Raw genomic sequence first — 11,548 nt, 5'->3', positions numbered from 1 at the left:
TAAACAAAGACAATTCAGCTCTTACAGAAACCGTCTCAACAGTTCTTTACTTAGAATGTTGAATCGTTTTTATAATAGCAAAAGCCCATTTTGTTTTGATGTTTTTCAATGCTCAAAAGCAGAACACGAAAAACTGCAAATTATATTTGCTAATATTAGAGTATGAATTTTAAATTTAGAATAAAATCACTAAATTTAATAATTACTACTTAAAATATTGAAATATAAATGAATACAAAATATTCGGACCTAATAAATCAAACATATTACTTTCCACAAGAGGAATTTAAACTAAACAAAGACAACCTTCAGTTTCACAACATCGATTTGATGAAATTGGTTGAACAATATGGTACACCGTTAAAGTTTACTTACTTACCTCAAATTTCTGAAAACATTAATAAGGCAAAGACCTGGTTCAGAAATTCAATGGAAAAGAACAAATATGAGGCAAAATATTATTATTGTTATTGTACAAAAAGCTCTCATTTTGAGTATATTATGAATGAAGCTTTCAAGAATAATATTCATGTTGAAACATCATCTGCATTTGATATTAATATTGTTGAAAATTTATTAGAAAATGGTAAAATCAACAAAAGTACCTATGTAATTTGCAACGGTTTTAAAAGAGACGAATACATTAGCAATATTGCGAGATTGATCAATAACGGACATAAAAATACTATTCCGATTATTGACAATTATGAAGAACTTGATTTGCTTCAGGCAGAAATCAAAGGAAAATTCAAAATAGGAATTCGTATTGCGGCCGAAGAAGAACCTAAATTTGAGTTTTATACTTCAAGATTAGGAATTGGTTATAGAAATATCGTTTCATTTTACAAAAAACAAATTCAGGAAAATGATAAATTAGAGCTGAAAATGCTTCACTTTTTCATCAATACCGGAATAAATGATACATCATATTACTGGAACGAGCTTGTAAAATGTATTAAAGTATATATTGCACTTAAAAAGGAATGCCCTACTCTTGATGGTTTGAATATTGGAGGTGGTTTCCCAATTAAAAACTCGCTGGCTTTTGAATATGATTATCAATATATGATTGATGAAATTATCAATCAAATTAAAATAGCTTGTGAGGAAGCTGAAGTTGATGTTCCTAATATATTTACTGAATTTGGGTCGTTTACTGTAGGTGAAAGTGCTGGTGCAATCTATCAGATTTTGTATCAAAAACAACAAAACGATAGAGAAAAATGGAATATGATCGATTCATCTTTCATTACTACTCTTCCAGATACTTGGGCTATCAATAAACGTTTTATTATGCTGGCAATTAATCGCTGGAATGATACATACGAGCGGGTTCTGTTAGGAGGATTGACATGTGATAGTGATGATTATTACAATTCAGAACAGAATATGAACGCCATTTATCTGCCTAAATATAACAAGGAAAAGCCGTTATATATCGGTTTCTTTAATACTGGAGCATATCAGGAAACAATTGGAGGTTACGGAGGTTTACACCACTGTTTGATTCCGCAGCCAAAACATATTTTGATAGATCGTGATGAAAATGGAATTCTGGCAACAGAAGTTTTCTCTGAACAACAGACTTCAGACGACGTATTAAAAATATTAGGTTACAAGAAAAAATTGTAAAAAAAAACTGTAAAATAGTTAAGGTTAATAATTAGAAAATTATTAATTTGCATATATCCAAAAGGTTAAAAACTTTTAATTCAAAAAAAACAAAAAAACAAAAAACAAAATGAAAGGACCAATCAGTCAGTTTATTGAAAAACATTATTTACACTTTAATTCTGCTTCACTTGTAGATGCAGCCAAAGAATACGAACAACAATTAGCTAATGGATCTAAAATGTTGGTGAGTATGGCCGGTGCAATGAGTACAGCAGAAATTGGTAAAATTTTTGCGGAAATAATTAGACAAGATAAAGTACAAATTATTTCATGTACTGGAGCCAATCTAGAAGAAGATATCATGAATTTAGTAGCTCACTCTCACTACGAAAGAGTTCCTAATTACCGTGATTTGACACCAGAAGACGAATGGGCTTTACTGGAAAGAGGATTAAACCGTGTTACAGATACTTGTATTCCTGAGCATGAGGCTTTTAGACGTTTACAAAAACACATCTATAAAATCTGGAAAGATGCTGATGATAAAGGAGAACGTTATTTCCCACATGAATTCATGTACAAAATGTTATTATCAGGCGTTTTAGAAGAATACTACGAAATTGACTTAAAAGACAGCTGGATGTATGCTGCTGCTGAGAAAAATTTACCTATTATTGTTCCGGGATGGGAAGATAGTACAATGGGTAACATTTTTGCATCATACGTAATTAAAGGTGAATTGAAAGCATCTACAATGAAGTCTGGTATTGAATACATGACTTTCCTTGCTGATTGGTATTCAAAAAACAGCCAAAACGGTATTGGATTCTTCCAAATTGGTGGTGGTATCGCTGGAGATTTTCCTATTTGTGTTGTACCAATGTTGTACCAGGATATGGAAATGCATGATGTTCCATTCTGGAGCTATTTCTGCCAAATTTCTGATTCAACAACTAGTTATGGTTCTTATTCAGGAGCAGTTCCAAATGAAAAAATCACATGGGGTAAATTAGATATCAAAACCCCTAAATTTATTATTGAGTCGGATGCTACAATTGTTGCACCGTTAATTTTTGCATATTTATTAGATTTATAGGATATTTTTATGAAAAGAGTTATAGTAGACTACGCCAAACTGACAAATGAAATTTTAAACCTTTTGGTTGAAAAATTTCCTGATGGTTATGATGATTCGGATGTTATCCGTTTTAGAAACGCTAAAAACGAATTAGTAGAAGCTGTTGAAGTTCGTACTGAAGACACTATTTATTTAGTAAAAATCAGTACTAAACTTGCTGACAGAATCGAAAATTATGATGAAGATGATGATATCGATCTTGATGTTGATACAATCGAACCAGTTAAAGGTCTTGATCTTGATGATGATGCTGCAGATGATGACGATGACGATGATGACAATCTAGATAAACCAGACGTGGATGGTGGTGATGATGACGATGAAGACAGAGATCCAGACGATATTGCTGACGATGACGAAGATGAGGACGATGAAGATTAATCATTTACTTTTAAAATAAAGACAAAGGAACTCTATTTTGAGTTCCTTTTTTATTTATCATACAAACAAAATTATAAGAAAATTACTATATTTATATTTTGAAAGATATTTTTAAAGTATAAATTATTCGCCAATATGAAATCAGAATTACTACACGCCAAACTGAAAGAAAATTTCGGATTTGAAAAATTCAGGCCAAATCAAGAAACGATAATAAAAACTATTTTATCTGGACAAGATACATTAGCTATTATGCCTACTGGTGGTGGAAAATCGATATGTTTTCAGTTGCCGGCGCTTATATTACCTGGAATAACTATTGTTATTTCGCCTTTAATTGCCTTGATGAAAGATCAGGTTGATAGTTTAAAAACAAACGGAATTGCCGCATGTTATATCAACAGCAGTCAATCATCTGAAGAACAGCAATTTTATATCGATAATTTAAGGTCGAATAATTTCAAACTTGTTTATATTGCTCCGGAAAGTTTATCGTATTTAGATAATGTTTTTAACGAATTGACAATTAGTTTAATTGCCATTGACGAAGCGCATTGTATTTCGTCATGGGGTCATGATTTTAGACCTGCATATACCAATTTAGGATATTTAAAAAACCGCTTCCCTTCTACTCCAGTTTTAGCTTTAACTGCAACAGCCGATAAAGCAACACGTGTAGATATAACCAAACAATTAAATTTAAAAAGCCCAAAAACTTTTGTTGCCTCTTTTGATCGCGCAAATTTAAGCCTTGAAGTACGACCAGCTTTAGATCGTGTAAAACAAATCATTGATTTTGTCGAAAACAAACCCAATGAATCAGGAATTATTTATTGTTTAAGCCGAAAAACGACCGAAGAACTTGCGGAGAAATTATCTAAAAACGGAATTGTCGCAAAAGCTTATCATGCAGGTTTAGACAATACAACCCGAGCAAAAACTCAGGATCAGTTTATTAATGATGATTGTCAGGTTGTCTGTGCTACGATTGCATTTGGAATGGGAATCGACAAATCAAATGTTCGCTGGGTTATTCATTATAATTTGCCTAAAAATATTGAAGGTTATTATCAGGAAATTGGACGTGCTGGCCGCGACGGATTACCGGCTGAAACTGTTTTATTTGAAAGTTATGCCGATGTAATTCAGCTTCAAAAATTTGCTTCTGAAGGATTGAATTCTGATGTTCAGCTTGCGAAATTAGAACGAATGAAGCAATATGCAGACGCAGTAAGCTGCAGACGAAAAATTCTTCTTTCTTATTTTGGAGAACTGGTTACAGAAAATTGCGGTAATTGTGATATTTGCAAAAATCCGCCAACATTTTTCGATGGAACGATTCTCGCGCAAAAAGCCCTTTCTGCTATTACAAGATTACAAGAAACAGAACCTTTGGCCGTAATTGTTGACTTTTTAAGAGGCTCAAAAAACGCGTATATCTACGAAAAAAATTATCAAACGCTAAAAACGTACGGAATTGGTGCCGATATTTCCTGGTACGATTGGAATCAATACCTCATTCAGCTGATTAATCTAGGGTATTGTGAAATTGCGTTTCACCAGCATAATAAAATTTTATTAACACCTTTTGCTAAAAAAGTTTTGTTTGAAGGAGAAAAAGTAAAACTGACAACGGTTGTTAAGAAAGTAATTGACAAAAATGAAGTAAAACAAGAGAAAGCAAAAACAGCAGCGAAAAATTCACTTTTTGAAACACTTCGAAAATTACGCTATGAAATTGCTCAGGAAGAAGAAGTTCCGGCATACGTCATTTTTAGTGACGCTTCGTTAAGACATATGGAAATTTTGAGACCAATGAGTGACGAAGATTTCCTTGCTGTAGAAGGTGTTGGAAAAGCAAAACTCGAAAAATATGGAGCAGACTTTATTAAAGCAATTATTGAGTTTCAAAGAAATAAATCCGTCGTTAAAAAAGATAAAAAGGAAAGTACGTACGCTAAAACTCTAGAGTTATTTCAAAACGGACTTTCTATTGAAGAAATCGCCGGACAAAGAAATCTAGGAGAAACCACGATTGTTTCTCATTTAGCAAAATTATATGTGGACGGAAACGATTTTGATTTAAGCCAGTTTGTTTCTGATAAAGAAATTATTGAAATTGAAAAAGCTCAGTTAGAATTAGAAAATCCTAGCGCTTTACGACCTTATTTTGAACACTTTGAAGAAAAAATGTCTTATGATAAAATTAGATTTGGCTTGGCATTTTTGGAGAGAAAGCATTTAAGTGCTAAATAGAGATTGCACACGGATTTTACGGGTTCGCTATCGCGAAGGCGCGGATTAATACGGATTTTTTTGTCATTTCGAGGAACGAGAAATCGCACTAGAAACTCGACAAAGATTGACGATTCACTTTAAGGAAATACTTGTGTGATTTCTCGTTCCTCGAAATGACAAAACAAAAAAACCTGTGAAGTAAATTCACAGGTTTTTTGTTTTTTATAAATTTTAAGTCTTACAAATATCTTTCTTCAAAAACTTTTTGATGATGTTTTTGATGTCCAATCATCACAAAACCTAAAGCTCTAACCGAAATTTGATTGCCTGAAGCCGTTCCAATTCTTTTAAGCTGATCTTCAGATAAACTTTTGTAAAACAATAAAGTTGAATGTCTTAAAGCAGAAAGTTCCGTTAATAAATCCTGAATACTTCTTTTATTTGATTCTGTATTATTGGCATAATCATCTTCTTCAAAACTAGGCAAAGGTGTTTTGTCATTTCTTGAAAATCTCAAAGCACGATAAGCAAAAATACGCTCCGTATCTATGATATGCTGAATAATATCCTTAATTGTCCACTTCCCTTCTGCATAGCGATAATCAAATTTGTCCATTGGAATATTCTGAACAAATCGGATAAAATCGTGAAGAGAAATTTCTAATTCTTCAATTAATTTTCCATCGCCAGCTTCTCTGATATAAGTGGCAAAATGACCTGAATATTCATTTTCTAGTAACTGACTTGCAATCATTTTTATAATTTTAAAGTTTACAAATTACGATTAAGCTGAATTTCTACTTGCATTTGTGTTTCCGAAAAGAGATCTCGTTACGATTTTTTCGTAAACTTTGATAAGCTCTTCATTTGCAGAATTTTCTTTGTTCAATTCATTAATTTTTAACAATGCATATTGTTGTATTGTCAACAATGGCAGTACAATACGCTCTCTTATTTGAATTGATGCTATACCATCAGGATAATTTTCCATTAAGGTTTTATGACCCGCTATTTTCAATAAAAGACGTTTGGTTTCAGAGAATTCATCATAGATAATTTGCCAGAATTCACCAAACTCAGGATCTTTTCTCATGTATGCTGTTAACGGTAAAAATGATTTTGCCAATGACATCATACTGTTTTCAAGCAGGGTTTTAAAGAATAATGAATTGTGGTACAAATCGCTTACTTTATCCCATTGACCTGATTCTTCAAAATGTTTCAAAGCAGTTCCTACTCCAAAAAATCCTGGTACGTTTTGTTTTAACTGACTCCAAGATCCAACAAACGGAATCGCTCTTAAATCTGCAAAATCTAATGATTCAGATTTGCTTCTTTTTGAAGGTCGGCTTCCTATATTTGTTTTAGAATAATATTTCAACGTACTCATTTTTTCCAAATAAGGAATGAATTTCGGATGATTCTTAAAACTTAAATATTTGTCATAACCTAAATCAGCTAATTGCGTCAAGATTTGAGTTTCGTCTGGAGTTAGCTCATTTTTTTCTTTACCAAAAACCTGATTGGTTACACCGGCACTTAATAAGTTTTCAATATTAAAACGGCAAGAATCTAAAGTTCCAAAATTAGAACTAATTGTTTGTCCTTGAACCGTGATCTGAATTTCTTTATTTTCAATTTTTGGGCCTAAAGAAGCGTAAAATTTATGTGTTTTTCCACCACCACGTGCAGGAGGTCCGCCACGTCCGTCAAAGAAAATAGCTTTAATTCCGTATTTTCTTGAAATTTCAGTCAACGAAATTTTAGCCTGATAAATACTCCAGTTAGCCATTAAATAACCGCCGTCTTTTGTACCATCAGAGAAACCAAGCATAATTGTCTGTTCGTTCCCTCTTGATTTTAAATGCTTAGAATATTCAGGATTTGTATACAATTGCTCCATGATTTGATGTGCATTTTGCAAATCATCTACAGATTCAAAAAGCGGAATGATATCAACCGTTGGATTCTCCCAATTATTCAAACGAATCATTGCAAAAGTTTCCATTACGTTTAAGGCACTTTCGTTATTACTAATAATATAACGATTCGCTCCTTCTTCACCATTATTTTCCTGAATGGTTTTTATTGCCTGAACAGATTCTAAAGTCGATCTTGTAATTTCGTTTTCAAAATCAGCTGGATTTAAATCTCCTTTTATTTTTGATAAAACATCGATTTTTTGATCTTCTGTCAATTCGTAGTAATTTTTAGGAAAAGTATCTGAACCTGAATTCAAATAATAATTCACAACATCTTTAAATACAGCATTATGAATTTTACTATTCTGACGAATATCTAAAGTCGCAAAATGGAATCCGAATAAATTAATTTTTACTAAAAGAGCTTCTAAATCGTCTAAATATAAAGATTGATGTTTCTCAATAATTATAGTTCTAATTTTATTAAGCTGCGTCAATAATTCATCTAAAGTGATAAAAATTTCTCCTTTAGAATAAAATACAGAACGATAAAGTTTATGTTCAAGATCAGATACCAAAGTATCTACACCTGAGAAAGTTAGCTTTCTTTTTAAATTTCTCATTTCAACATAATAACACTTTAAAATTGAAGTTCGTAAACGATCTGCAACTTTCAATGTAATCTCTGTTGTAACGAATGGATTTCCGTCACGGTCACCACCCGGCCAGAATCCTAATTTTATCAATTGATTCTGAATTTGATTTCCGTCGTTAATATTTTTTTGCAAATAATGCACAATTTCTCCCGCTGTAGCGTAGAATACATTTTCAAGATACCAAATCAAACTAACGGCTTCATCGTAAGGATTTGGTTTTTCATGCTGAATAAAAGGTGTTTTTCCCAGCTGTGCCAATAATTGTTTAATCTGTAATAAATCGTTTTGACGAATTGCTTCAGTCAAATCGTTTATAATTCCTAAAACAGGACCAGGATAAAACTGAGTTGGATGCGCTGTTAAAACCGTACGAACATTGAAATTTTCTAAAAAATTAACTAATTCGTCGTCTTTTTCTTTTGCATCTGATTTTTCTTTGATATCACGCAAAGATCCTCGCCCTTCCATATTATTAACTTCCGGAAAAGCAGCATCTTCAATAGCGTCAAACAATACAATCTGGCGTTCTATATATTGAATAAAACGAAACATTAAGTCAATTTTTTCGGTTTCTGAAGCATTGTTCAGGAACTTATTGGAGAAAAAATCAAAGATTTCTTTTGGAGTTTCCTGTTTTTTAAATCCCGTTTCGCAGGTTTCTGTAAATAATGGCAGTAAAACACCTGTATTATCAATAGAATCAAATGGTAATGTTATGAAAACACTATTGTAAATGTGGTATTTAGAGAGAACGTCTTTGTTAAAACGTTCTATTTTTGGCAACGTGTACATAAATTCTTTTATAGTTGGTTGGTTAATTGGTCATAAAAAAACCCCAAGAATAAACTTGAGGTTATATTTTAATATAGCATTCAAGAGGAATTGTTACATATTTTTGAAAATAGTATGCATCAAACGCTTCTTATCGTTAATACTTTCCTCTAATGAAATCATAGTTTCAGTTCTGTAAACACCCTCGATATCATCAATCATGAAAATAACTTCTTTTGCGTGTTTTGTATCTTTTGCTCTAATTTTGCAAAAGATGTTGAATTTTCCTGTCGTTACAGAAGCAACTGTTACGAATGGAATTTGATTGATACGCTCTAATACAAATTTAGTTTGTGATGTATTATTAAGGAATACCCCAACATAAGCAATGAATGAATAACCTAATTTATCGTAATCTAAGGCTAATGAAGACCCCATGATGATACCGGCATCCTCCATCTTTTTTACTCTAACGTGTACTGTACCAGCAGAAATCAATAGTTTTTTTGCAATGTCAGTAAACGGAACTCTCGTATTGTCTATTAACATATCTAAAATCTGGTGATCTACTTCATCTAAACGAAATTTACTCATAATTCTTTAATTAATATTACTAATTGCTATTACAAAGTATAAAAATATATATAAAAAACAACAAATTCACATAAAAATTAACTTTTTATCAATCCGTTAACAAATTTAACATTTTTATTTAAATAAAAATCTGCTTTTTGATTCGATTTCGGAAAACCACTAAAGTCATCAGAATAAATTGCCCCTTTCGCATCGTATTCATAATGTCCAAAATAATTTTCCAATTCGCCCGCTTCAACTATGTAAGCGTTAAAATGAATCTTATTTTCAATCAATTCTTCTTTGTATTGTGCGACAAAATTCGTAATAATTTCGATACCATCATAATTTATTTTGATATTTTTATACATAAAATCATAAAAAACGACTTTATTTTGTGAAATATTCAAATAATCATTAATTCTGTTATCAACTAAATCGTTTTCGCCAATGAGTTCGAAACTTGAAAAAAGTGAGAAAAATAGGAACTTTCGCGTGATTTCACGCTCGTAATCATGAGGAAAATGACCAGCTTCGAACAAAATTGTTGGTACTCCTAAAAATTGAAAAGTATCTCCTATGCAGTTGATATTGAATGAATCATCAAAGCGTCCCACCTGTCCCGGAATATACTTCTGCAATACATCGTTAATACCTGCAATTACATTAATAGCTTTTAAACGATTCTCATTTATCTCTCTTTCTTCATTATAAGAAGGGGCTAAAAATGAAACAGTTGCAGGTTTACCAGTATCTCCTGCACCAAATATAGTACGTTGATCATGCAGGTTAAAACAATAATGAGGCTTGAAATTTTCAAAAACTTCTCTTAATACCTTACTTTCAGGTTGGGTCAGGTTTTGAGAATCTCTGTTTAAGTCAATTTTATTGGCATTTTCACGAGTATAAAGTCTTGCACCATCCGGATTTAAAATAGGAATACAATAAAACGTAAATGTTTTAAGCATTTTCTCGGCAATTTCAGATCCACTGTTTAATACATTAATAAAGTCAAACAATGCTTTTGTGGTAGTGCTTTCGTTTCCGTGCATTTGCGACCAAAGATAAATACGTGTTTCTCCGGTCCCAATTTGATAACTATAAATAGGTTCGTCTAAAACCGATCTGCCAATTATTTGTACCTGGTTATTGGTATTTAGTTTATCTAATAAAGGTTGAATATGATCTAAAGTCAGGTAACGACCTTGTATTGTTTTTTCTTTGTATTGGCTGAATAATTCTTCTAAATTCATTGTCTTTTGATTAGTTTACAAAAGTAAACATCTTTATATTTACAATTGTAAATAGTAAAAAAGAATAATAATTTATAATTGTAAACAGGTTTTTAACGTTTATTGTCCCTTAAGAAAGGATATGAGTTAACAAATGTTATCACTTAAAATAAATAAATATAAATATCAATATTTCAGTCATTTAAATACAATCATCTAAAGTTTAAATTAGTATTAAACAACCACTTATATACGATTTACAACTGTAAAATTGCTTTATTAGTTTCTTTTAGTTACATTTGTAAACAACGGTTTTAAAAACAATAATTTACAATGGTAAACATCGATGATTTTGTAAAACGTCTTGAAATTATACTGGATTATTATGCCTTAAATGCTTCTTCTTTTGCAGATAAAATTGGCGTACAGCGTTCTAGTATGTCTCACCTACTTTCTGGCAGAAACAAACCAAGCTTGGATTTTGTCATGAAAATTATGGAGGTTTTTCCGGATGTTGACTTGTATTGGATTTTGAACGGAAAAGGAAGTTTTCCTAAAAACAATGAAGAAGTTTTTGAAACTGCAAAAACTCCTGCTCCTATTATTTCAAATGAAAATTTAAATGGCGGAGATTTGTTTTCTGCGATTCATTATAAAGAAGCTGAAAAAACAGAAACAAGAATTTCTCCAGAAATTAAAAATCAAAATTTAATCTCTGAAGAAGGTAAAATTGAGAAAATAGTTATCTTTTATAAAAACGGAACTTTCAAGGCCTATAATCCGTAATTTGAAAAATCGCATATTTCAAAAAAATTAAAAATAATTTTCATTTAAGCGATTCTCACGTAACTTAAAAAAACGTCGAAAATTTACAACTGAAAACCATTTTGAGGAATTTTTCCGATAACTCCTTCATAATGCTTTTTCAAAATAGATAAATCTGCTTCGTAATCTCCTGTTGGGAAGAATGCTTTACCAAATTTTACTTCCTTTTTACCCCAGTCAAAAGCAACGGGAACAATT

9 protein-coding genes are annotated in these 11,548 nt (G+C 31.6%); 5 read left to right on the top strand and 4 right to left on the bottom strand.

All coding sequences use genetic code 11. The features are described 5' to 3' along the window. Positions 1-228 precede the first annotated feature (228 nt). From B3C18_RS19900 to recQ, 4 genes are all read left to right on the top strand, one after another. A complete protein-coding gene (locus tag B3C18_RS19900; RefSeq protein WP_291150770.1) occupies positions 229-1,632 on the top strand; it encodes an arginine decarboxylase in 1,404 nt (467 codons plus the stop codon). A 109-nt stretch (positions 1,633-1,741) separates the two neighbouring features. After that, complete coding sequence (locus tag B3C18_RS19895; protein ID WP_056209248.1) at positions 1,742-2,710, top strand: deoxyhypusine synthase family protein; 969 nt, start codon at positions 1,742-1,744, stop codon at positions 2,708-2,710. Positions 2,711-2,719: 9 nt separating this feature from the next. Then, positions 2,720-3,133 (top strand): DNA primase, encoded by a 414-nt coding sequence (locus tag B3C18_RS19890; RefSeq protein ID WP_291150766.1) that lies wholly within the window; start codon positions 2,720-2,722, stop codon positions 3,131-3,133. Positions 3,134-3,268: 135 nt separating this feature from the next. After that, positions 3,269-5,389: a DNA helicase RecQ gene (gene recQ, locus B3C18_RS19885; RefSeq protein ID WP_291150764.1), complete on the top strand. Its 2,121-nt coding sequence runs from the start codon at positions 3,269-3,271 to the stop codon at positions 5,387-5,389. A gap of 220 nt (positions 5,390-5,609) precedes the next feature. On the opposite strand, the gene B3C18_RS19880 is transcribed toward recQ, so the two are convergent. From B3C18_RS19880 to B3C18_RS19865, 4 genes are all read right to left on the bottom strand, one after another. Beyond that, complete coding sequence (locus B3C18_RS19880) at positions 5,610-6,125, bottom strand: DinB family protein (protein ID WP_291150762.1); 516 nt, start codon at positions 6,123-6,125, stop codon at positions 5,610-5,612. A gap of 30 nt (positions 6,126-6,155) precedes the next feature. After that, positions 6,156-8,741, bottom strand: a complete 2,586-nt coding sequence (locus B3C18_RS19875) for a phosphoenolpyruvate carboxylase (protein WP_291150760.1) — start codon at positions 8,739-8,741, stop codon at positions 6,156-6,158. Between the two features lie 93 nt (positions 8,742-8,834). Next, positions 8,835-9,314, bottom strand: a complete 480-nt coding sequence (locus tag B3C18_RS19870; RefSeq protein WP_007805990.1) for an Lrp/AsnC family transcriptional regulator — start codon at positions 9,312-9,314, stop codon at positions 8,835-8,837. Positions 9,315-9,391: 77 nt separating this feature from the next. Next, the gene (locus tag B3C18_RS19865; RefSeq protein ID WP_291150733.1) at positions 9,392-10,546 is read right to left on the bottom strand and encodes a M14 family metallopeptidase; all 1,155 of its coding nucleotides are present in this window, start codon (positions 10,544-10,546) and stop codon (positions 9,392-9,394) included. Positions 10,547-10,858: 312 nt separating this feature from the next. Between B3C18_RS19865 and B3C18_RS19860 the strand changes: the two genes are divergently transcribed. Next, on the top strand, positions 10,859-11,311 hold the full coding sequence (locus B3C18_RS19860) for a helix-turn-helix domain-containing protein (protein WP_291150731.1): 453 nt from the start codon (positions 10,859-10,861) through the stop codon (positions 11,309-11,311). Positions 11,312-11,548: the final 237 nt, after the last annotated feature.

Source organism: Flavobacterium sp. UBA7680, from assembly GCF_002482975.1.
GTDB lineage: Bacteria > Bacteroidota > Bacteroidia > Flavobacteriales > Flavobacteriaceae > Flavobacterium.
This window is presented reverse-complemented; position numbering and strand designations above follow the sequence as displayed.